Annotated in this window: 20 protein-coding genes; 12 read left to right on the forward strand and 8 right to left on the reverse strand. The window is 69.1% G+C overall.

The window, feature by feature from the left end:
• The first annotated feature begins 1 nt into the window (after window position 1).
• From B7K23_RS11315 to B7K23_RS11335, 5 genes are all read left to right on the forward strand, one after another.
• Window positions 2–784: a cytochrome c gene (locus tag B7K23_RS11315; RefSeq protein ID WP_084126679.1), complete on the forward strand. Its 783-nt coding sequence runs from the start codon at window positions 2–4 to the stop codon at window positions 782–784.
• Window positions 781–1,833 (forward strand): ubiquinol-cytochrome c reductase iron-sulfur subunit, encoded by a 1,053-nt coding sequence (locus B7K23_RS11320; protein ID WP_084126680.1) that lies wholly within the window; start codon window positions 781–783, stop codon window positions 1,831–1,833. The genes B7K23_RS11315 and B7K23_RS11320 overlap by 4 nt, the downstream gene beginning before the upstream one ends.
• The gene (locus B7K23_RS11325) at window positions 1,833–3,509 is read left to right on the forward strand and encodes a cytochrome bc complex cytochrome b subunit (protein ID WP_084126681.1); all 1,677 of its coding nucleotides are present in this window, start codon (window positions 1,833–1,835) and stop codon (window positions 3,507–3,509) included. The genes B7K23_RS11320 and B7K23_RS11325 overlap by 1 nt, the downstream gene beginning before the upstream one ends.
• A gap of 221 nt (window positions 3,510–3,730) precedes the next feature.
• Window positions 3,731–4,351 carry a superoxide dismutase gene (locus B7K23_RS11330; RefSeq protein WP_084126682.1) on the forward strand — a complete coding sequence of 207 codons (621 nt, stop codon included), beginning with the start codon at window positions 3,731–3,733 and terminating at the stop codon, window positions 4,349–4,351.
• 234 nt (window positions 4,352–4,585) lie between these two features.
• On the forward strand, window positions 4,586–5,014 hold the full coding sequence (locus B7K23_RS11335) for a hypothetical protein (protein WP_084126683.1): 429 nt from the start codon (window positions 4,586–4,588) through the stop codon (window positions 5,012–5,014).
• A gap of 89 nt (window positions 5,015–5,103) precedes the next feature.
• Here B7K23_RS11335 and B7K23_RS11340 read toward each other — a convergent pair whose 3' ends face one another.
• From B7K23_RS11340 to coxB, 3 genes are read right to left on the reverse strand one after another with little or no spacing between them, the layout of a single operon-like run.
• Window positions 5,104–5,505 carry a cytochrome c oxidase subunit 4 gene (locus B7K23_RS11340; protein WP_084126684.1) on the reverse strand — a complete coding sequence of 134 codons (402 nt, stop codon included), beginning with the start codon at window positions 5,503–5,505 and terminating at the stop codon, window positions 5,104–5,106.
• A 12-nt stretch (window positions 5,506–5,517) separates the two neighbouring features.
• Window positions 5,518–7,281: a cytochrome c oxidase subunit I gene (gene ctaD, locus B7K23_RS11345; protein ID WP_084126685.1), complete on the reverse strand. Its 1,764-nt coding sequence runs from the start codon at window positions 7,279–7,281 to the stop codon at window positions 5,518–5,520.
• On the reverse strand, window positions 7,281–8,123 hold the full coding sequence (gene coxB / locus B7K23_RS11350) for a cytochrome c oxidase subunit II (protein ID WP_084126686.1): 843 nt from the start codon (window positions 8,121–8,123) through the stop codon (window positions 7,281–7,283). The genes ctaD and coxB overlap by 1 nt, the downstream gene beginning before the upstream one ends.
• 56 nt (window positions 8,124–8,179) lie before the next feature.
• On the opposite strand from coxB, the gene B7K23_RS11355 reads away from it, so the two are divergent.
• Window positions 8,180–9,355 carry a cysteine desulfurase family protein gene (locus tag B7K23_RS11355; RefSeq protein ID WP_084126687.1) on the forward strand — a complete coding sequence of 392 codons (1,176 nt, stop codon included), beginning with the start codon at window positions 8,180–8,182 and terminating at the stop codon, window positions 9,353–9,355.
• A 118-nt stretch (window positions 9,356–9,473) separates the two neighbouring features.
• Here the strand turns inward: B7K23_RS11355 and erpA are convergent, their stop codons facing one another.
• From erpA to B7K23_RS11370, 3 genes are all read right to left on the reverse strand, one after another.
• Window positions 9,474–9,827, reverse strand: a complete 354-nt coding sequence (erpA, locus tag B7K23_RS11360) for an iron-sulfur cluster insertion protein ErpA (RefSeq protein ID WP_084126688.1) — start codon at window positions 9,825–9,827, stop codon at window positions 9,474–9,476.
• Between the two features lie 213 nt (window positions 9,828–10,040).
• Window positions 10,041–11,015, reverse strand: a complete 975-nt coding sequence (locus B7K23_RS11365; protein ID WP_084126689.1) for a glycerate kinase — start codon at window positions 11,013–11,015, stop codon at window positions 10,041–10,043.
• Between the two features lie 120 nt (window positions 11,016–11,135).
• Entirely contained in the window at window positions 11,136–12,683 is a 1,548-nt protein-coding gene (locus B7K23_RS11370; protein WP_143338253.1) for a hypothetical protein, read from the reverse strand.
• A gap of 111 nt (window positions 12,684–12,794) precedes the next feature.
• Here B7K23_RS11370 and nadA point away from each other — a divergent pair, with 111 nt between their 5' ends.
• From nadA to B7K23_RS11390, 4 genes are all read left to right on the forward strand, one after another.
• Window positions 12,795–14,000 (forward strand): quinolinate synthase NadA, encoded by a 1,206-nt coding sequence (nadA, locus tag B7K23_RS11375; RefSeq protein WP_234996508.1) that lies wholly within the window; start codon window positions 12,795–12,797, stop codon window positions 13,998–14,000.
• Between the two features lie 37 nt (window positions 14,001–14,037).
• Window positions 14,038–14,613: a DUF3043 domain-containing protein gene (locus B7K23_RS11380; RefSeq protein ID WP_159451395.1), complete on the forward strand. Its 576-nt coding sequence runs from the start codon at window positions 14,038–14,040 to the stop codon at window positions 14,611–14,613.
• A 97-nt stretch (window positions 14,614–14,710) separates the two neighbouring features.
• On the forward strand, window positions 14,711–15,721 hold the full coding sequence (locus B7K23_RS11385; RefSeq protein WP_200809825.1) for an aldo/keto reductase family protein: 1,011 nt from the start codon (window positions 14,711–14,713) through the stop codon (window positions 15,719–15,721).
• A 187-nt stretch (window positions 15,722–15,908) separates the two neighbouring features.
• Window positions 15,909–16,337: a hypothetical protein gene (locus tag B7K23_RS11390; RefSeq protein WP_084126693.1), complete on the forward strand. Its 429-nt coding sequence runs from the start codon at window positions 15,909–15,911 to the stop codon at window positions 16,335–16,337.
• Between the two features lie 65 nt (window positions 16,338–16,402).
• On the opposite strand, the gene B7K23_RS11395 is transcribed toward B7K23_RS11390, so the two are convergent.
• Entirely contained in the window at window positions 16,403–17,302 is a 900-nt protein-coding gene (locus B7K23_RS11395) for a LysR family transcriptional regulator (protein WP_084126694.1), read from the reverse strand.
• Window positions 17,303–17,383: 81 nt separating this feature from the next.
• Between B7K23_RS11395 and B7K23_RS11400 the strand changes: the two genes are divergently transcribed.
• Window positions 17,384–18,463 carry a TDT family transporter gene (locus B7K23_RS11400; protein WP_084126695.1) on the forward strand — a complete coding sequence of 360 codons (1,080 nt, stop codon included), beginning with the start codon at window positions 17,384–17,386 and terminating at the stop codon, window positions 18,461–18,463.
• 30 nt (window positions 18,464–18,493) lie between these two features.
• Here B7K23_RS11400 and B7K23_RS11405 read toward each other — a convergent pair whose 3' ends face one another.
• Window positions 18,494–19,513: a quinone-dependent dihydroorotate dehydrogenase gene (locus B7K23_RS11405; RefSeq protein WP_084126696.1), complete on the reverse strand. Its 1,020-nt coding sequence runs from the start codon at window positions 19,511–19,513 to the stop codon at window positions 18,494–18,496.
• A gap of 32 nt (window positions 19,514–19,545) precedes the next feature.
• Here B7K23_RS11405 and B7K23_RS11410 point away from each other — a divergent pair, with 32 nt between their 5' ends.
• Window positions 19,546–21,003, forward strand: coding sequence for a leucyl aminopeptidase (locus tag B7K23_RS11410; RefSeq protein WP_084126697.1), 1,458 nt, complete (start codon window positions 19,546–19,548; stop codon window positions 21,001–21,003).
• Window positions 21,004–21,040 lie beyond the last annotated feature (37 nt).

Raw genomic sequence — 21,040 nt, forward strand, 5'->3', positions numbered from 1 at the left:
AATGCACGCACTCGCACGCAAGCGTTATCACAAGGCTGCCCCGCTGATCCTTGTGCTCATGCTCCTCGCCCTCCTCACCGGAGTCGGAGCCGTCATCACCTCCCAGTCGGCCGAGGCCACCACCGCGTCGGCCTCCGACGTGGAAGAGGGCCAGAAGCTGTTCTCCTCGAACTGCGCCACGTGCCACGGCCTCGATGCCGAGGGCCAGGACGGCGTCGCGCCGTCCCTCGTGGGCGTCGGCGCGGCTGCGGTCGACTTCCAGGTCGGCACGGGCCGCATGCCGATGCAGGCCTCCGGTCCGCAGGCTCCCGCGAAGGACGTCGTCTTCTCCGAGGAGGAGATCGCTCAGCTCGCGGCCTACGTCGCCTCGCTCGGCTCTGGCCCGTCGGTTCCGACGGCTGAGCAGGTCGATCCCGAGCTCGGGGACGCGGCCGCCGGTATGGAGCTGTTCCGCACCAACTGCGCCATGTGTCACGGCTCGGTCGGTGGCGGCGGCGCCCTCACGCAGGGCAAGTTCGCGCCGTCGCTCATGGAGACGACGCCGACCCACATCTACGAGGCGATGCTCACCGGCCCGCAGTCCATGCCGGTGTTCAACAACGCCAACATCACCGAGGAAGGCAAGCGCGACATCATCGCGTACCTGGTCGCGCAGCGCGACGGCTCCCCCGGCGGTCTCTCGCTCGGCGCCATCGGCCCCGTGGCCGAGGGCTGGTGGGCCTGGATCGTCGGCATCGGCCTCCTCATCGCAAGCACTGTCTGGATCGGAGCACGCTCCTCATGAGCCTCGAGAACACCACCGAGCCGGGAGCGGAGCAGGAGTTCCAGGACCCAGGCGTTCCCCACCACCGACCACGCAAGGCGGACGTCGACCCGAAGGCCGCGGACAAGGCTGAGCGTCAGACTGCCGCGATCTTCGGCCTGTCGATCGTGGGCACGATCATCGCCCTCGTCGGCTACTTCGGCATGGACATGGGCGACACCGTCGAGTCCATCCGCAACTTCACGGCCGTGCTCGGTCTCGGCATCGCTCTCGCGATGCTCGGCATCGGCATCGGCGCGATCCACTGGGCCAAGACGCTCATGCGCGACCACGAGATGGTCGAGGACCGCCACCCCATGCGCTCCTCCGACGAGGCGCGCGAGGGCGCGATCCAGAACCTCAAGGACGGCGCGGAGGACTCCGGCCTCACCGGCCCCAAGCGCCGCAGCCTCCTCAAGGGCTCGCTCATCACGGCACTGGCGATCGCTCCCCTGTCGCTGCTCGTGCCGCAGATCGGCTCGATGGGCGGCGACTGGAACGTCTCCGCGTTCCGCCACACCATGTGGGCCAAGGGCGTCCGCCTCACGCGCGACCCCGACGGGTCGCCCATCAAGGCCTCCGACGTCACGATCGGCTCCGCCTTCCACGTGATCCCGGACGGACTCGTCGATCTCGAGCACCACAAGATCGAGGAGAAGGCCAAGGCCGTCGTCCTCCTGGTCCGCCTCAACCCCGAGGACCTCAAGATCCAGGAGGGACGCGAGGACTGGTCCTTCGACGGGATCGTCGCGTACTCCAAGATCTGCACCCACGTCGGCTGCCCCGTGGCGCTGTACGAGCAGCAGACGCACCACCTGCTGTGCCCGTGCCACCAGTCGACGTTCGACGTCTCGGACGGCGCGAAGGTCGTCTTCGGCCCCGCGAAGAGGCCGCTTCCGCAGCTGCCGATCGAGGTGGACGACGACGGCTACATCGTGGCCAAGTCCGACTTCCACGAGCCCGTCGGCCCCAGCTTCTGGGACCGCCTCATGGGAGATGACTCGACCGAGGACGAGGAGACGAGCCACTGATGGGCGCCAAGCTCAACGCTGCCGCTTCCGGCACCGCCAACTACGTCGACGAGCGCACCGGCATCGGTGCGCTGGTCAAGTACTTCTCGCGCAAGCTGTTCCCCGACCACTGGTCGTTCATGCTCGGCGAGGTCGCGCTGTACTCGTTCGTCGTCCTGCTCCTCTCGGGCGTCTTCATCACGGCGTACTTCGAGCCGTCGATGACGATCGTCGAGTACGAGGGCCCGCTCGAGACGATGCAGGGCGTCGAGATGTCGAAGGCCTTCGAGTCGACGCTGCACATGTCGTTCGAGGTCCCCGGCGGCCTCCTCATGCGCCAGATCCACCACTGGGCGGCGCTGATGTTCACCGCGGCCATCGTGATCCACATGGCGCGCGTGTTCTTCACCGGCGCATTCCGCAAGCCCCGCGAGCTCAACTGGCTCGTCGGCTTCACGCTGATGATCCTGTCCCTCGCGGCGGGCTTCACCGGCTACTCGCTCCCCGACGACGTGCTCTCCGGCAACGGTCTGCGCATCATCGACGGCGTGATCAAGTCCGTGCCGATCCTCGGCTCGTACATCTCGTTCTGGCTGTTCGGCGGGGAGTTCCCGGGCGAGGTGCTGATCCCGCGCCTGTTCACGGCGCACATCCTGCTGGTGCCTGGCCTCATCCTCGCGCTCGTCGCGGTCCACCTGTTCCTGGTGTTCCTGCACAAGCACACGCAGTACCCGGGTGGCGGACGCACGCACAAGAACGTGGTGGGTCTCCCGCTGTTCCCGGTGTACACCGCGAAGGCGGGTGGCTTCTTCTTCGTCGTGTTCGGCATCATCGCGATCCTCGGCGCACTGTTCACCATCAACCCGGTGTGGAACTACGGCCCGTACGACCCGTCGCCGGTCTCCGCGGGAACGCAGCCCGACTGGTACATCCTGTTCGTCGACGGCGCGCTGCGCCTCATGCCCGGCTGGCTGGGCCCGATCCCGTTCGAATGGGAGATCTGGGGCCTCACCCTTCCGATGAACATCCTCATCCCCGCGGTGATCATCCCGGGGCTGTTCTTCGGCATCCTGGCGCTGTACCCGTGGATCGAGGCCTGGGCGACGGGCGACCGCGGCGAGAAGCACGTGCTCGACCGTCCGCGCAACGCGCCGACTCGCACCGGCATCGGCGTCGCGCTGATCTCGTTCTACATGATCCTCGCGATGGAGGGCTCGAACGACATCATCGCGAACCTGTTCCATCTGTCGCTCAACGACCTCACGTGGACGTTCCGCATCGCGATCTTCGTGGTCCCGCCGACGCTGTTCTGGGTCACCAAGCGCATCGCGATGGGTCTCCAGCGCAAGGACCGGGAGCTCGTGCTCCACGGCCACGAGACGGGCCGCATCGTCCGTCACGAGCACGGCGAGTACATCGAGGTGCACGAGCCGCTCAGCGACGAGGAGCTGTGGCTGCGCGTCAACTACGAGAACATCACACCGTTCGAGGCCCCGTCCGAGTACAACGAGGCCGGAGTGCGCCGCAAGGGCATGCGCTGGCAGCGCTTCAAGGCACGCCTGTCGCGCTTCTACTTCGAGGACCGGGTCGAGCCCGTGACACCCGCGGAGTACGCAGCCGCCCAGCACCACCACGGCGCGCACGACGAGTCCCACGAGGACGAGGCCGCACCGATGGCCGAAGCCACGAAGGACTGACGGTCACGTCTCAATCGACGAGCCCGGAGGAGCGCCGCGAGTGCGGTGCGCCTCCGGGCTCTCGTCATCTCTGACAGTTGTCTCAGAATTCACGGATCGCAGCGCGAACCAGGAACAACTGAGGCCGCTCGTCGGTTGCACAGCAGGAAGGCACGATGCGGACTAGCGTCGGCCTCGCAGGATCACATCGCCCCGCTGACGGGGCCTGAGAAGGAGGAAGAATGGCCGACTACAGCCTGCCGGATCTCACGTACGACTACGGCGCACTGGACCCGCACATCGCTGGTCAGATCATGGAGCTGCACCACAGCAAGCACCACGCCGCCTACGTCGCGGGTGCGAACACCGCCCTCGAGAAGATGGCGGAGGCGCGCGACACCGACAACTTCGGCGCGATCGCGGGTCTCGAGAAGGCGCTGGCCTTCAACCTCGGTGGCCACACGAACCACTCGATCTTCTGGACCAACATGTCCCCCGAGGGCGGCGACAAGCCGGTCGGCGAGCTCGCCGCGGCGATCGACGACAACTTCGGGTCCTTCGACAAGTTCGTCGCGCACTTCACCAACAACGCGATGACCATCATGGGCTCCGGCTGGTCGATCCTCGCGTGGGACACCATCGGCAAGAAGCTCGTCATCGTGCAGCTGTACGACCAGCAGGGCAACGTCCCCGTCGGCCTCATCCCGCTGCTCATGCTCGACATGTGGGAGCACGCCTTCTACCTCCAGTACCGCAACGTCAAGGCGGACTACGTCAAGGCGTGGTGGAACGTCGTGGACTGGGGCAACGTCCAGGCGCGCTTCACCAAGGCCACGTCGACCGAGGGCCTCATCGTCCTCTGACGCGCCGCCTTCACCGGCCTCACGGGCGGGTCTCCCCTTCGGGAGGCCCGCCCTTCGCGCGTCTCAGGCCGTCTCAGCCTCCTGCAGGCATCTCAGGTGTAATCGGGCGCCAGGCGGAGCCTCCAAGGCCCTCACACGCGCTCCTGCGGCCGCTAAGATGAGCAGACGATGCGCGAGCGGCGCCTTCCTTGTTGATCCGGTCCACACGGGGCCGGCACGAACAAGGAGACCCCTATGCCCAGCCCCTTCGCTCCCCTGCTCGAGCCCGAGAGCCTCACCGAGTGGCGCGACACGACCCCGCCCGACATGGACGCCTACGCGCGCACCTATGCGTGGTGCGGCACCCCGCAGACCGTGGACCAGTGGCTCCTGCTCACCTTCGACGAGCCGCTCGTGGCGAGCCTGCATCGCAGCTGCGGGCACGACGACTCGCATGTGCTCGACGGCGTGGATTCCCACGACCTCGTCTCGCGCCTCGACGCGGCGATGGCCGCGCGGCTCGTCGCCCGACCCAAGCCCTCCCGCGAGCGGTTCCCGATTCATCCGCAGTTCGTGCAGCTGCGGATGACCACGGCCGAGTGGCTCGAGATCGAGACCGCGCTCTGCGTCATGGAGGAGCGGCCGGCTCCGTCCGGCTGCCCCAGGTGTGACGCAGCGCAGTAGGGCCGACGGCCCGCCCCTGACCGCACGAAGGCCCCCGGCTCGCAAGCCGGGGGCCTTCGTGATCGCACCGTCGAGGTGCGTGCGACGGGTCAGTGCGCGAAGCGTCCCGTCGAGAACTCCATCACCCAGCCGACGAGGCCGACGGTGCCGACCATCGCCGCGGGAACCATGAGCCACCAGCCCACAGCCATGGCGACGAAGGCGATCGCACCGCCGAGGGCGAGCACCAGCGGCCACCAGCTCCACGGGGCGTAGAGGCCCTGGTCGCCGGACAGCTCGGCGATCTCGCCATCCTCGCGGTCCTCGGCGCGTACGCCGTGGCGCCGCTCGAGCATCTTGAAGTAGACGCCGACCATGAGCGCGAGGCCCGCGGTGAGCAGGATCGCGGGGAAGCCGACCATCTCCTGGAAGTCCGTGAGGAATCCGTAGATGAAGGCGATCAGCAGGAAGAAGAGGCCCGGCAGGAAGAAGACATTCGCTTCGATCTTCATGTCAGCGCTCTCCTACTTCTCGTCTGCGGCGTCGACCGCGGTGGACTTGGTCTCGCCGGAGGCCTCTGACGAGGCACCGACGGTCGCGAAGGCCGCCTCGCCCGCGTGATCGATCGCGGCGACCTCGGGGTGGTGCAGGTCGAACGCGGGGCGCTCCGAGCGGATGCGCGGGATCGACGTGAAGTTGTGCCGCGGGGGCGGGCACGACGTCGCCCACTCGAGCGAGCCGCCGAAGCCCCACGGGTCGTCCACGGTGACCTTGGGCGCCTTCTTGTGTGTGATGTAGATGTTCCAGAAGAACGGCAGCGTCGAGATGGCGGTGAGGAACGCGCCCACGGTCGACAGCTGGTTCATCCAGGTGAAGCCGTCCTCGGGCAGGTAGTCGACGTAGCGTCGTGCCATGCCCTCGGCGCCGAGCCAGTGCTGGACCAGGAACGTCGTGTGGAATCCGAAGAAGAGGATCCAGAAGTGGACCTTGCCCCACGTCTCGTTGAGCATCTTGCCGGTGAACTTGGGCCACCAGAAGTAGAAGCCCGCGAACATCGCGAAGACGACCGTGCCGAACACGACGTAGTGGAAGTGCGCGACCACGAAGTACGAGTCGGAGACCGGGAAGTCGAGCACCGGCGAGGACAGGATGATGCCGGTGAGGCCACCGAAGAGGAAGGTGACCAGGAAGCCGACGGACCACAGCATCGGCGTGGCCATGACGATCTTCCCTCGCCACATCGTGCCGATCCAGTTGTAGAACTTCACACCTGTCGGGACCGCGATCAGCATCGTCATGAACGAGAAGAACGGCAGCAGCACCGCACCCGTGACGTACATGTGGTGCGCCCACACGGACACGGACAGCGCAGCGATCGCGATGGTCGCGTAGACGAGGCCGTGGTAGCCGAACAGCGGCTTGCGGCTGAAGACCGGGAAGATCTCGGAGACGATGCCGAAGAACGGCAGGGCGATGATGTAGACCTCAGGGTGACCGAAGAACCAGAAGAGGTGCTGCCACAGGATCGCTCCCCCGTTGTCGGGGTTGAAGACCTGCGCGCCGAGCACACGGTCCGCGCCGAGCGCGAACAGTGCGGAGGCGAGCGGCGGGAACGCGATGATGACGAGCATCGACGTCACGAGGGTGTTCCACGTGAAGATCGGCATGCGGAACATCGTCATGCCGGGGGCGCGCATCGTCACGATCGTCGTGATGAAGTTGACCGAACCGAGGATCGTGCCGAAGCCACCGAGCGCGAGGCCGAATACCCACAGGTTGCCGCCGACGCCGGGCGAGTAGATCGCGTTGGACAGCGGCGCATACGCGAACCATCCGAACGACGCGGCACCCGCCGGCGTGAAGAAGCCGGCGACGGCGATGAGGCCACCGAAGAGGTACAGCCAGTAGGCGAACATGTTGAGTCGCGGGAAGGCGACGTCGGGTGCGCCGATCTGGAGCGGCATGATCACGTTGGCGAAGCCGGCGAAGAGCGGCGTCGCGAACAGCAGCAGCATGATCGTGCCGTGCATCGTGAACAGCTGGTTGTACTGCTCAGCCGACTGGACGATCTGGATGCCGGGCTCGAACAGCTCCGCGCGGATAAGCAGCGCGAGCAGTCCTCCGATCACGAAGAAGCCGAACGACGTGACCAGGTACATGTAGCCGATGGTCTTGTGGTCGGTGGAGGTGATCCACTTGATGACCTGCGAGCCCGAGCGGCTGGGGGCGGCCGGGATGGACCGCGTGGACTCAAGAGCGCCTGGCTCCTCGAAGGCGACGGTAGCCATCACTCCTCACTCTCCTCGATGCCGATCTGCACGGCCTGGTCGCGCGAGTACTCGAGGCCGATGGTGCCGGTCTGGCCCGCGTCGCGCAGGGACTCGATGTAGGCGTCGTACTCCTCGCGGGAGACGACCTTCACGTTGAACAGCATGGACGCGTGGTACTCGCCGCACAGCTCGGCGCACTTGCCCTGGTAGGTGCCCTCCTCCTGGGGGATCACCTGGAAGACGTTGGTCTTTCCGGGGATCGTGTCCTCCTTGTAGAGGAACGCCGGGATCCAGAACGAGTGGATGACGTCGCGCGAGTTGAGCGTGAACTCGACCGTCTCGCCGACCGGCAGGTACAGGGTGGGCAGCGTCTCCTCGACGCCCTCCTCACCGGTGAGCTGCGCCTGGACGCCGATCGAGTGCACGTCGTCGGTCAGGTAGTTGAAATCCCACGACCACTGCTTGCCGATGACCTGGATCTCGACGTCGGGCTCTGCCGAGACGTCCTTGATCTCCCACACGCCGCGCACGGTCCAGGTGAACAGCACGCCGACCATGATGATCGGGACGATGGTGTACATCAGCTCGAGCGGAACGTTCGCCCTGGTCTGCTTGGGCAGCTGGTCGTCGTCCTTGCGCTTGCGGTAGACGGCGACGGCCCACAGGATCAGGCCCCAGGTGATCACGCCGACCACCAGCCCTGCGATCCACGAGCCGTTCCACAGCTCGATGATCGTGCCGGTGTGATTGGTGATCTCCGGGGTGGAGGGAAGCGCGCCGTTCTCAATTCCGGTCGAGCATCCGGCGAGCAACGCTGCCACGCCTGCGAGCCCGGTCACGGTCAGGGTGCGCCTGAGCATACGGGTACGAGTATTTGGGGACACGTCCACAGCATAGCGCGCGGTACTTTGGTCCTATGGCGCAGACTCGCACATTTCTCGACGCGAGCGGCAGCGCTCCGATGACTTCGCGCGCCCTTGAGGCCGTTCGCGCCGGTTTTGCGGACGGATGGGCGGATCCCCGGCGGCTCCACGCCGAGTCACGGCGAGCCCAGGGGCTCGTCGAGGGCTCGCGGGAGGCGATCGCCGACGTCCTGGGCTGCCCCTCGCATGAGGTGGCCTTCTCCCCCAGCCCCGTGATCGCGCTCGAGCGCGTGGTGGGCGCGGTCCACACCGCCCGCCGCGGCCGCGAGCGGATCGTCGCATCCGCGGTCGAGCGCGACGCGACCCTCCACGCGGCCTACTACTACTCGAGCGGTCACGTGGAGACCGTGCAGGTCGACGAGCACGGTCATCTTGATCTCGAGGCATTCGCCGCCGCACTGGACTATCCGGACGTGACGCTCGCAGCAGTCGAGCACGTCAACCACGAGCTCGGCACGTCCCAGCGGCTCGATGCCGTGCACGAGGTGACCGCCGCGCACGAGGTTCCGCTCGTCGTGGACGCGACCGCCTCGATCGGGCACATGGAGACGCCCGCCGCGTGGGACGCGATCGTGGCCAACCCCGCCGACTGGGGCGGCCCCCAGGGCGTCGGCGTGCTCGCGGTTCGCTCGCGCACCCGTTGGCTGCCCGCATGGCCCGAGCGCTCGGGGTGGGAGGCAGGGGGCGTCTCCGTGCCGCTCATCCTCGCCTCCGCGGTCGCGCTCCAGGAGCGGATGGAGAATCTCGCCTCGGTGGAGCAGCGACTCTCCGCACTCGTCGAGCGCATCCGTTCCGAGGCCGCGCGGATGGACGGCGTGCGCGTGGTGGGCGACCCGATCGAGCGCGCGCCCCACCTCGTGACCCTGGTGTGCGACGGCGTCGACGGCGAGGCCGTCCTCGGTCGGCTCGACAAGGAGGGCATCGCGATCGGCTCGGGATCGGCATGCGAGCACGACGGCTTCGAGCCCTCGCGCGTGCTCTCCGCGATCGGATCGCCGTCGACGGGCAACATCCGCATCGGGCTCCACCCAGGCGTGGACGATGCGGCGGTCGACCGCTTCCTCGCGCTGCTCCCCCGCGTCATCGCGGATGCCAGGTCCGATGCGGGGCTCGCCGGCCGCGGCGAGGTCGCCGAGGAGCAGCCCGCCTGGGGACGGGTGAACGACTAGGGCGGACCGCTCCCCCGGGCCACCGCATCGTCCTGGCGCCGAGCCTCCCGGGAACGACGAAGGACGGCGGGGCCTGCTGGCCCTCACCGTCCTTCGTGGAATCCGTGTGATCCGAGGATCAGGCGAACGAGTCTCCGCACGCGCACGAGCTCGACGCGTTGGGGTTGTCGATCGTGAAGCCCTGCTTCTCGATGGTGTCCGAGAAGTCGATGGTCGCACCGTCGAGGTACGGCACCGACATCTTGTCGACGACGACGCCGACCCCGTCGAAGTCGCGGATCGCGTCGCCGTCGAGCGTGCGCTCGTCGAAGTACAGCTGGTAGATCAGGCCCGAGCAGCCGCCCGGCTGCACGGCGAGGCGCAGGCGGAGGTCGTCGCGACCCTCCTGCTCGAGAAGGCTCTTGACCTTCGCGGCGGCGGTGTCGGTGATGACGACGCCGTGCGTCTTCTCCTCGGTGGCGGTGTCGGCCATGGCCACTTCCTTTCGTTGTTCCGTCTACAACAATACGACGCTGCGCAAGCCCTGGCGACGACCGCGCGCGTGTAGGCGGGAGAACGGACCCGACGGCCGCTGAGGGATGACCGCCGGGTCCTGCACATAGGAACGCCTGACGTGTCCCGGTTGTGCCCGATTTCGCACGCAGATTTCCTGCGTCTTTCCCAGCGTTGAGTGCGATGCCCTGCCTCAGCGCGCGGGAGTCCAGGTACGGGCGGCCCTGGACACGGCGTCGGCGAGGCCCTCGGGCCCGGAGTCGCCCTGATGCGTGCCGTGAATCCCTGCCGCCATGAGGTCGCGCTTGCCGACGTGCGAGTCGCCCGTCACGACGACCGCAGGGACCCCCCTCGCGGCCGCCAGCCCGCCCACAGGGGCTGCGGCGCCGTGATCGAGGGCCGCATGCGACAGGGTGTCGACGACGGCGATGACCACGTCGGCATGCTGGACAGCCTCGGGCAGGCCCGCCCACCGCGCGAGCGAGTGCGAACCGGCCTCGAGGCGGGCGCCGAGCGCGGCGAGGCAGTACGCGAGGCCGCCCGCGGCACCGGTGCGCGGCTGGTCCGAGAGCCTGCGGGGGCTCGCGAGCAGCTCGCGCGCGGCCACGATTTCGTCGGCCTCGGCGGCCCTCAGGCGCCACCGCTCCTCTTGGGCCTGCGCGGCGATCGCAAGCGCGCGATCACCCTCGCGTCCCTCCCGGACGGCCGCGCTCATGCCGTGGAAGCCCAGCAAGGGTCGGTCGGCGGACACGAGCGCGGTGATGTCGAGGCCGCGCGCGGCGGCTCGCATCTCCTCGAGCGACGTGCCCCAGAGGTCGATCGCGTCGCCGGCCGGCGGCTCATCCCCCAGGGGGACGATCACCCGCTTCGGCTCCGCGTCGTCCACGGCGATCGCGCGCAAAGCTGAGCCCAGGGAGGTCGGATCCCATCGCAGGGCGCCGCCGGCGGGCGCGAGCATGAGGCCCTCGTAGGTGTCAGCGACGGTGACGCGCTCAAGTGTGCGGAGGGGCCCGGCGACGCTGTCGGCGCTGCGCGGCCCACCGTCGCCCAGCAGCACGGTGACCACGTCGATGCCGGGGGCCGCCTCGCGCCACGCCCTCTCGACGATGCGGCGGGCCTCGTGCGCCGGGACACCCGACCAGCCCTCGATTGCTGCAGCGACTCGCATGGGATCAAGTGTGCCTGCAGATCGGTGCCCCGATCACCGCGTCGGGACCCGCAACGCGCCCGCCGTGGGCTCCGCGACCATGTGCCGGCGACGTGGAGCGGCTCTGTTCACGCGGTGCCGCTAGGCACGACCGTGATTCAACACGAGGTACGACTCTCCCTGGTAAGCCGGGGCGACCACCGCGACCGTGGCGGCCGCGAGCCGCTCGAATGCGTCGCGGTCCAGCGCCGCTCCGCTCACGAGGCCCAGCTCGGCCGCAGCGCCCGTGCACACGAGTCCGGCGCGGAGCGAGGAGGTGCCGCTCGAGTGCGACAGAATCTCGGCGCCCACGCCGCTGACGTGGAGACTGCCCCACGTCAGCGCGCGGTCTCCGACCAAGGCGGCACCCGTGCCACGAGGCCTCTCAACAACAGACACCCCGTGGTCCGCGATCACGGTCAACGGCCCCGATGCGAGGCCGCGAAGCGCCTCGGTGAGCGCCACGTCGGTGGCGGAGGCCGCCAGCTCCTCGCGCTCGTCCAGTGCGTCGAGACCACCGGACTCGGGATCCTTGATCAGCAAGGCGGAATCCGGGGAGTCCAGGGCGATGAACGCGGGCCCCAGGGCCGAGTCACGACGCAAAGCATCGCGCACGCGCACCCAGGCCTCGGGCGCGCTCACCGCCTCTCCTGCAACAGCGAGGTTGCCTCTGAGGTGATCGAGGTATGCCTCGATATGCTCGCGGCGCACGTCGTCCAGCGGGTCGGAGCCGTCGTCATCCCAGTTGACCACCTGCATGAGGGAGAGACCCTCGATGATCTCGTCCGAGCGCCCGGCCTCATGCCCGATCACGAAGGAGCCGTCGTCGAACGAGGTCTCCTCGAGCGGACGCGGGACCGCCCCCAGGCTGATGAACCGCGCCCATCCCCCAGCCTCAAGAAGTGCGATCGTGCCATCGAGCACCGATTCGAGCACGTACTTCACGCCGGCGACGCGCACGGCTATCGGCGTCAACCTTGAATCCCCCACTCGCACGATGTCGGCGTCGTCGAAGGCAGCAAGCGTGGGCAGTGCCGAGACCTCACCTGCGACGACTCGGTCGATCAGCGCGGCGATCTCCGCGTCGTCCGGCCCTGGCGCGCTCGAGTCGTGAACGCTCTCGGCCCCCATTGCCGCCTCGTCGCCTGCGAGCACCGCGTTCACCCGAGCCACGTCCGCACGAATCGCGCGTACGTCGCGATGCGTGATGACCCCCGAACCAACCTGTACGCGAAACAGCATTCCACCGACGTCCATGGTCCACGTGCCAGCACCTGAGCGTGGCGCCACCACCATGCTCGTGGCCACGGACCCATCGCGCGGGAATCGACGCAGGCGCAAGGGAAACCACAGCGACGATGCTGTGTACACATAGGGGACGAAGGGAACTTTGCCCGACTTGGCGGCTACCGCTCGGGCAGCGACGAGAACCATCAGCAGCAGGGCGAGCGCAAGGATCAGTGAGACTGCGCTGACCGCTGTGAGGAAGAATGCCTCACCCTGGTTACTGTCAGAGTCGTCGGCGAGGAGGAACGACAAGACGGGCAGCAAGAGAAGCAGGGCGACACCGACTCCGCCGAGCGCGGCAGTCCTCGCGTCGCGGATGTCCTCGATGTGATGGCGGCGCCTGTCGATTCCGTCGATATGCAAGATGCGCCCTCCCAAGGTCCTTCGTCGACGCTGGAGGACACTACCGTGCTAGCCGAGTGCGGCAGCCTCGGGCAGACCGAGGGCGCTTCGCCACGTGAGACAATGACGCGTATGAGCGCGACCTTCACGGAACCTGCCGAGTCGCCCGCCCTCCTCCTTCTGGGTCAGCGTCGTGACCTCATGTCGGAGCGAGGCGTCGACTGCCCCGGAGCCCTGCCCTCGCCGTCCGATCCCGACCTGGTCGAGCGCGCCCTCAAGGCGAAGGAGGCGCTGGGCGACCGCGTCTTCATCCTGGGCCACCACTACCAGCGCGACGAGGTCATCCAGTTCGCGGACGTCACGGGCGACTCGTTCAAGCTCGCGCGGGACGCGGCGAACCGCCCCGAGGCGGAGTTCATCGTCTTCTGCGGCGTGCACTTCATGGCGGAGTCGGCCGACATCCTCACCACGGACGAGCAGCAGGTCGTGCTGCCCGACATGGCCGCGGGCTGCTCGATGGCCGACATGGCGGACATCAACCAGGTCGAGGACGCGTGGGCGCAGCTAGCCGAGGCCGGCATCACCGACCGCACCATCCCGATCACCTACATGAACTCGACCGCCGCGCTCAAGGCGTTCTGCGGTCGCAACCGCGGCGCGGTGTGCACGTCATCCAACTCGGAGACCGCCCTGCGCTGGGCGTTCGACCAGATCGGCGGCGTCGAGGGCGACGGCAAGGTCTTCTTCTTCCCGGACCAGCACCTGGGCCGCAACACCGCGGTGCTCAAGCTCGCGATGAGCCTCGACGACTGCGTCGTCTGGGATCCGCGCAAGCCGCTGGGCGGCAACACCGTCGAGGAGCTCCAGGCCGCGCGGATGATCCTGTGGAAGGGCCACTGCTCGGTGCACGCCCGGTTCCGCAAGGAGAACATCGACGCGCTGCGCGAGCAGGTCCCCGGGATCAACGTGATCGTGCACCCCGAGTGCGCGCACGACGTGGTGGCGGCAGCCGACATGGTCGGCTCCACCGAGTACATCATCAAGGCCATCGAGGCCGCCGAGCCCGGCACCGCCTGGGCGATCGGCACGGAGCTCAACCTGGTGCGTCGCCTCGCGAACGCTCACCCGGACAAGGAGATCCACTTCCTCGAGGACACCGTCTGCTTCTGCTCGACGATGAACCGCATCGACGTCCCGCACCTCGTGTGGGCGCTCGAGTCGCTCGTCGCGGGCGAGGTGCCCAACCGCATCGAGGTGGACCCGCAGACGCAGGCTGAGGCCAAGGTGGCGCTGGACCGGATGCTCGCGCTTCCGGCCCCGGCGCCCGCGAACGACTGATAGCGCCGCACCGACGCGGCACACGAACCGGAGAATGATGAGCAAGAACGACAGCACCGTCGACGTCCCCGACGAGGGCAGCACCGTCCCCGTCGGCAAGGGCCGCCCCACCCCCAAGCGCAAGGCGCAGGAGGCCGCGAACCACCGTCCCCTCGTGGGCGGTCAGGCGACCAAGGAGGACAAGCAGGCCCGCAAGGAGGCCATGCGAGCGCAGCGCGCCAAGGAGAACGAGGCGCTCATGTCGGGCGACGAGCGCAACATGCCCGCCGAGCACCGCGGCCCCGAGCGCCGCTGGATCCGCGACTTCATCGACGCGCGCTCGTCCGCCGCCGAGTGGGCCATGCCCGTGATGCTCGCCTTCGTGGTGCTCACGCTCTTCGTCGGCAGCAGCGTCGTCGGCACCTTCATGATCATGGCCTTCTACCTGGTCCTCATCGGCATGGGCATCGAGGTGTGGCTCATCACCCGCTCGGCCAAGAAGCACTTCGAGGAGCGCTTCGGCATCGGCCGCCTCCCCCGCGGATGGCGCCTCTACGCGATCACGCGCGCGATGAACCTGCGCCGCATGCGCGTGCCCAAGCCCCAGGTCAAGCGCGGCGAGTACCCCAGCTGACACGAGCATCGTCCGTGGGCCCCGAGGAGAGATCCTCGGGGCCTTCGTCGTCCCACCCGTCCCCCGCGCATCCCCGGACGGTCCTAGGGTGGAACGCATGATCAACTACCGCTACCTGGGCAACTCCGGCCTCAAGATCACCGAGCTCGTCTACGGCAACTGGCTCACCCACGCCTCTCAGGTCGAGAACGACCAGGCGCGCGCGTGCGTCAACGCGGCGCTCGACGTCGGCATCACGACCTTCGACACCGCAGACGCCTACGCCAACACCGCCGCAGAGAAGGTCCTCGGCGAGGCGCTCAAGGGCGAGCGCCGCGAAGGCCTCGAGATCTTCACCAAGGTCTACTTCCCCACGGGCGCCAAGGGCGCGAACGACGTCGGCCTGTCCCGCAAGCACATCCTCGAGTCCATCAACGGCTCGCTCACGCGCCTCGGCACCGACTACGTGGATCTCTACCAGGCGCACCGCTTCGACTACGAGACCCCGCTCGAGGAGACGATGCTCGCGTTCGCGGACATCGTCCGTCAGGGCAAGGCGCTCTACATCGGAGTGAGCGAGTGGAACGCGGGGCAGATCCGCGCGGGTGCGGCGCTCGCGAAGGAGTTGCACGTCCCGCTGATCTCCAACCAGCCCCAGTACTCGATGCTGTGGCGCGTGATCGAGGACCAGGTGGTCCCCGCGTCCGAGGAGTCGGGCCTGTCGCAGATCGTGTGGTCCCCGGTCGCGCAGGGCGTGCTCACCGGCAAGTACCTGCCCGGGAAGGCGGCTCCCGAGGGCTCGCGCGGCACGGACGAGAAGGGCGGCAAGGGCATGATCTCGCGCTTCCTCGACGACCAGGAGCTGCTCGAGCGCGTCCAGGGTCTGAAGCCGATCGCCGACGAGCTCGATCTCACGATGGCGCAGCTCGCGATCGCGTGGGTCCTGCAGAACTCGAACGTGGCCGCGGCGATCATCGGCGCTTCCCGCCCGCAGCAGGTCGTGGACAACGCCAAGGCGTCCGGCGTGGAGATCCCGGCGGAGCTCATGGCACGCATCGACGAGGTGCTCGGCGACAAGGTCGTGAGCGACCCCTCGCGCACGGTGAGCCCGGCGACGCGACCGGTCTGATCCACCCAGGCACAAGAAGCGGTCCGGACATGCGAAAGCCCCCGGTTTATGTCCCAGAACCGGGGGCCCGCGCACGTTCAAAGGAGAAAACAATGCACTGCGTACGCCTGGCAGGTGCGTACACAGTCTCCAACGCCCGACACGGCGAGGACGTTCCCAGACTTGCGCAGAATTTCCGGAGAGTCTCGTGACGCTGACATGGACCGAGACACGCACCCGGATCCGCGCGCTCGGACTGGGCCTGGACGACGTGGTCGTCATGGGCTCGGGCCCGATGCTCGCCCACGGCCTCGTGCCCGAGATCGGCGACATCGACCTGGTCGCCCGAGGCGAGGCCTGGGCGCTCGCGGCACGCCTCGGCGCCCCAGTCCCGGGCGAGCACGGAGACAAGGTGGTGCGGCTGCCTGGCTCGGTCGAGGTGTTCTCGGGCTGGTTCGGCCGCCCCGCCGCCGAGGTCTTCGCCACCGCGACGCGCGTCGACAGCATCCTCGTCGGCTCGCTCGAGGAGGTGCTCGCCTTCAAGCTCGTGCTCGGCCGACCGAAGGACCTCGCCCATATCGCGCTGCTGCGCGACGCGCTCCGCCAGCCCAAGGACGATGCCGACACACGTTCGTGAGCCGGCCACACGGACGATGCGTCCGGCGCCCACGAGGGATGGTCCCGTAGACATGTGGCGGCCGGCTAGGGACGGGCTGAGGCGATCTCCAGGATCCTCGACGCCCCGGGCGCGAGCCGCCGGCGCGGATCCCACACCGCCGCGAAGGGTCGCACCGCCGCGGGACCGTCCACGGTCACGCGGCGCAGGCGCCCGGCCGCGATGTCGTCGCGCACCGCGAGGCCGCTGAGCGCCCCGACTCCCCCGCCCGCGATGATCGTCGCGCGGACGGCCGCCGTCGTCGACAGTTCGGCCGCCGGGGCGACGACCCTGCCGGCTCCCACGACCGCCTCGAGCGACCTCTCCATGGTGAGCCGCGTGCCCGAGCCGGCCTCGCGGCTCACGAGCGGCGTGCGCGCGACCTCGGCCGGGGATACCGAGGTGCGGCGGGCCCACGGGTGGCCGGGGGCCACGACGAGCACCACCTCGTCCTGCGCGAAGACGAAGCTGGCGAGCCCCTCGGGCGGATCGGGCGTCTCGACGAATCCCAGATCGTCCTGCCCGCTGCGCACGCGCTGGGCCACGGTCACGGAGTTGACGGCTGTGAGCTCGACGTGCGCCGCCGAGGGGTCGGACGCGTAGGTCACGAGCCATCCGGGCACGAGGTGCTCCGCGATCGTGAGGCTCGCGGCCACGCGCACGCGCGCCGCCCTGTCGCTGCGCAGCGCCGCGACCGCCGAGTCGAAGCCCTCCGCCTGACCCACGAGGGTCGCGGCCCACTCGGCGACCAGCTTGCCGTGGTCCGTGAGCGCCGTGCCGCGCGCGGTGCGGTCGAACAGCGACAGCCCCCAGCGGCGCTCGAGCGCGCGCATCTTCTGCGACACCGCCTGCTGACTGACGTCGAGCGCGTGCGCGGCCGCGGTGAGGCTGCCGTGCTGCTCGACGGCGACGATCATCCGCAGCTCGTCCAGCGTCGTCCCCGGCATCCCACCTCCCACAATCTGTTCTTGTGGATACCCACGGATCCCACCCTACCGACCACCGCACCCCCTTGGGACCGTAGAACCATGACCACCCGCGCCGCGATTCCCGCCATCACCCCCAACTGGTTCGCCGCCGTCATGGGCACGTCGATCCTGGGCACCGCGGCGGCGACCCTCCCCGTGTCGAGCCCGCTGCTCGACGTCCTCGCGTGGGCGGCCTGGGGGCTCGCGACCGTGCTCCTCGTCGTCGCGACGACCGTGACGATCGCGCACTACGTCGACGACAGGCACGCCGTCCGGCGCTACCTCGACGACCCTGGCATGGCCTACTTCTTCGGCGCCCAGGCAATGGGGCTGCTCGCGTACGGCGCCGCGACGCTCGTCGTAGCCCAGCCGCTGCTCGGGCAGAGCCTCGCGGTGGGCATCGACGCAGTGCTGTGGATCCTCGGCACCGCACTGGGCCTCGCGACCGCCGTCGGCGTGCCCGTGCTCGCCTTCACCCGTCATTCGGTCTCCCCCGATGCCGCCTCGGGCGCGTGGCTCATGCCCGTCGTCCCTCCTATGGTCTCGGCGGCGACCGGCGCGATGCTGCTGCCGTACGTCGATGGGGAGCTGGCGAAGACGCTCGCGCTCGCCTGCTACGCGATGTTCGGGCTCAGCGGCCTCGCGGCGATCATGGTGATCGCCTCGATCTGGAACCGCCTGTCGCACCACCAGGTCGGCGCATCCGCCGCAGTCCCGACGCTGTGGATCGTCCTCGGACCGCTCGGTCAGTCGATCACCGCGGTCGGCATCCTCGCGGACAACGCGGCCGGGCCGCTCGGGATCGACTCCCACACGCTCCTGATGTTCTCGGTGCTCTACGGAGTGCCGGTCATGGGCTTCGCGCTCCTGTGGCTCGCGATCGCGCTCACGATCACGGTGCGCACGACGCGGTCGGGCCTCCCCTTCACGCTCGCGTGGTGGGCCTTCACCTTCCCCGTCGGCACGTGCGTCACGGGCGCGAGCCAGCTCGCGAGGCACACGGATTCCGTCGCCCTCACGGGCCTCGCGGTGCTGCTCTACGCGCTGCTCGTCGCGGGCTGGGTGACCGCCGCTACGGGGACGATGCGCCACCTCCTGCCGCGCCGCGTGCCCCAGGAACCGGTCACCGTCGCGGCGTAGGTCTCCGCGGGGTAGGCCAACGCCGAGCGCTCAGCGCCTCGGCGTCACTCCCGCATTGATCCGCGCGGGCCACGCCGGACCCTCGTACACGAAGGCCGTGTAGCCCTGGAGCAGGGTCGCACCCGCGTCGAGCATCGCCTGCGCATCCTCGACCGAGGTGATGCCGCCGACGCCGATCAGGCACATCCGCTCGCCGACGCGGGCCCGCAGGCGGGCGATCACCTCGAGCGCACGCGGGAGCACGGGCGGGCCCGACAGGCCTCCCGGCCCACGGTCGTGACCGATCGTCGTGTTCGTCGCGACGATGCCGTCGAGCCCCAGCTCGAGCGCGAGGTCTGCGACGGCGTCCACGTCCTCGTCCGCGAGATCCGGAGCGATCTTCACCAGGAGCGGCACGTGCCGGTCGCCCACCGCATCGTCCGCGGCGATGCGCACGTGCTCGAGGATCGGGCGCAGCGCCTCGGTCGACTGAAGATCGCGCAGGCCTGGGGTGTTGGGCGACGACACGTTGACGACGAGGTAGTCCGCGTAGGGCGCGAGCAGGCGCGCGGAGTAGCCGTAGTCGGTCGGCGCCTCCTCGGCCGGCGTCACCTTGGTCTTGCCGATGTTGACGCCCAGGATCACGTCCCGGCCTGACTTGTGCGCGCGCAGCCTCGCAAGACGACGCGCCACCGCGTCGGCGCCCTCGTTGTTGAAGCCCATGCGGTTGCGCAGGCCGCGCACGTCCTTCTCCCGCCACGAGCGGGGCTTCTCGTTGCCCGGCTGCGCGCGCGCCGTGACGGTGCCGATCTCGATGTGCGAGAAGCCCGCTGCGGCGAGGCCCGGGACCGCCTCGGCGTTCTTGTCCATCCCCGCGGCGAGCCCGAGCGGCGCGGGGAACGTGAGGCCGAGGGCGTGCACCGCAGCACCCTCGGAAGGTGCGGGGAAGACGCGTCGTCCGCCCAACAGACGGAGCAGCCGACCCCCGTAGCGGAAGCCCTTCACGGCGAAGCGATGGGCGAACTCCGGATCCATCCGGTAGATGATCTGCGTGAGGACGAGGTCGTACATGGCTCCACGGTAGTCCGGGCTAGGCTCGAGGCATGACATCACTGAACGCCACAAGCGACATCGTCACGTCCGTCCAGGCAGATGCCCTCATCCTGGGCGTCGACGCGAACGGCACGATCCTGTCCCACCCGCAGCTCCCCGCCGAAGCGGTTACGCCCCTCCAGGCCGCCGCCGACCTGCTCGGCGTCAAGGGCAAGTGCTGCGCCACGACCGTGCTGCCCGGCACAGGCACCGCCGCCCGTCGCATCGTCCTGGTGGGCGTCGGCGAGGCCACCGCGCGCGAGCTGCGCGAGGCCGCCGGCACTGCGGCGCGCTGCTGCGGCGACGACCCTGACAGCGTGGTCGTCGCGATTCCCGCCGCGGACGACGCGGGCTACACCGCGCTCGCCGAGGGCGCCGTGCTCGGCGCCTACACGTTCCGCGACTACAAGACCTCCGCGGAGCCCGCCGAGGGCGAGGAGCCGTGGCCCGGCACCGCGTGGCACGTCGCCGGCGCCTCGGACGCCGCGATCGAGCGCGCCTCGATCCTCGTGGCCGCGATCGCGGGGGTGCGCGACCTGGTCAACACACCGCCGCGCGACATGTTCCCCGGCGCCGTCGCCGGGATCGCCCAGGACATCGGGTCGCAGCTCGGCGTCCAGGTCGAGGTGTGGGAGCCGGAGCGCCTCGCGCAGGAGGGCTTCGGAGGCATCCTCGGCGTCGGCATGGGCTCGGCCCGCCTGCCGCGCCTGGTCAAGGTCCAATGGAAGCCCGAGGACTCGAAGGGCCACGTCGCGCTGGTCGGCAAGGGCATCACCTTCGACACCGGAGGCATCTCGCTCAAGCCGCCGAAGGGCATGGAGACCATGAAGTCCGACATGTCGGGCTCGGCGGTCGTCCTGCACACCACCTTCGCCGCCGCGCGGGCCCAGGTTCCGGTGACGGTCACCGCGTGGCTGTGCCTCGCGGAGAACATGCCGTCGGGCACCGCGCAGCGCCCGTCCGACGTCATCAAGATCTACGGCGGCAAGACCGTCGAGGTCATGAACACCGACGCCGAGGGACGCCTCGTGATGGCCGACGGCCTCGCCAAGGCGATCGAGGAGAACCCCGACATCGTCCTCGACGTCGCGACCCTCACGGGCGCGCAGGGCGTCGCGCTCGGCTCGCGCACCTCCGGCGTCATGGGCGACGAGGCCGTGCGCACGTCGGTCGTCGAGGCCGCCGACCGCGCTGGCGAGGACTTCTGGCCGATGCCGCTGCCCGGCCACCTGCGCGCGGGCCTCGACTCGCAGGTCGCCGACCTCAAGAACATCGGCGACCCGATGGGCGGCATGCTCTCCGCCGGCCTGTTCCTCAAGGAGTTCGTGGGCGACACCCCGTGGGCCCACCTCGACATCGCTCGCCCCGCCTTCAACGAGGGCAGCCCCTGGGGCTGGACCGTCAAGGGCGCGACCGGCCACTCGGTCCGCACCCTGCTCGAGCTGATCGAGAACCACGCGCAGGCCTAGCCACACGCCCCAGCGTTCACGACGCCCGCATGCCCCC

It is taken from the genome of Demequina sp. NBRC 110054 (assembly GCF_002090115.1).
Classification (GTDB): Bacteria; Actinomycetota; Actinomycetes; order Actinomycetales; family Demequinaceae; genus Demequina.

Excerpts from the sequence above, each read along its gene's own strand:
- B7K23_RS11405 (WP_084126696.1), bottom strand. The coding sequence starts at position 19,513 with ATGTACGACCTCGTCCTCACGCAGATCATCTACCGGATGGATCCGGAG.
- B7K23_RS11410 (WP_084126697.1), top strand. The coding sequence starts at position 19,546 with ATGACATCACTGAACGCCACAAGCGACATCGTCACGTCCGTCCAGGCA.
- nadA (WP_234996508.1), top strand. The coding sequence starts at position 12,795 with ATGAGCGCGACCTTCACGGAACCTGCCGAGTCGCCCGCCCTCCTCCTT.
- B7K23_RS11380 (WP_159451395.1), top strand. The coding sequence starts at position 14,038 with ATGAGCAAGAACGACAGCACCGTCGACGTCCCCGACGAGGGCAGCACC.
- B7K23_RS11325 (WP_084126681.1), top strand. The coding sequence starts at position 1,833 with ATGGGCGCCAAGCTCAACGCTGCCGCTTCCGGCACCGCCAACTACGTC.
- B7K23_RS11320 (WP_084126680.1), top strand. The coding sequence starts at position 781 with ATGAGCCTCGAGAACACCACCGAGCCGGGAGCGGAGCAGGAGTTCCAG.
- B7K23_RS11400 (WP_084126695.1), top strand. The coding sequence starts at position 17,384 with ATGACCACCCGCGCCGCGATTCCCGCCATCACCCCCAACTGGTTCGCC.
- B7K23_RS11355 (WP_084126687.1), top strand. The coding sequence starts at position 8,180 with ATGGCGCAGACTCGCACATTTCTCGACGCGAGCGGCAGCGCTCCGATG.
- B7K23_RS11340 (WP_084126684.1), bottom strand. The coding sequence starts at position 5,505 with ATGAAGATCGAAGCGAATGTCTTCTTCCTGCCGGGCCTCTTCTTCCTG.
- ctaD (WP_084126685.1), bottom strand. The coding sequence starts at position 7,281 with ATGGCTACCGTCGCCTTCGAGGAGCCAGGCGCTCTTGAGTCCACGCGG.
- coxB (WP_084126686.1), bottom strand. The coding sequence starts at position 8,123 with ATGCTCAGGCGCACCCTGACCGTGACCGGGCTCGCAGGCGTGGCAGCG.
- B7K23_RS11365 (WP_084126689.1), bottom strand. The coding sequence starts at position 11,015 with ATGCGAGTCGCTGCAGCAATCGAGGGCTGGTCGGGTGTCCCGGCGCAC.
- B7K23_RS11315 (WP_084126679.1), top strand. The coding sequence starts at position 2 with ATGCACGCACTCGCACGCAAGCGTTATCACAAGGCTGCCCCGCTGATC.
- B7K23_RS11330 (WP_084126682.1), top strand. The coding sequence starts at position 3,731 with ATGGCCGACTACAGCCTGCCGGATCTCACGTACGACTACGGCGCACTG.
- B7K23_RS11385 (WP_200809825.1), top strand. The coding sequence starts at position 14,711 with ATGATCAACTACCGCTACCTGGGCAACTCCGGCCTCAAGATCACCGAG.
- B7K23_RS11335 (WP_084126683.1), top strand. The coding sequence starts at position 4,586 with ATGCCCAGCCCCTTCGCTCCCCTGCTCGAGCCCGAGAGCCTCACCGAG.
- B7K23_RS11395 (WP_084126694.1), bottom strand. The coding sequence starts at position 17,302 with ATGCCGGGGACGACGCTGGACGAGCTGCGGATGATCGTCGCCGTCGAG.
- erpA (WP_084126688.1), bottom strand. The coding sequence starts at position 9,827 with ATGGCCGACACCGCCACCGAGGAGAAGACGCACGGCGTCGTCATCACC.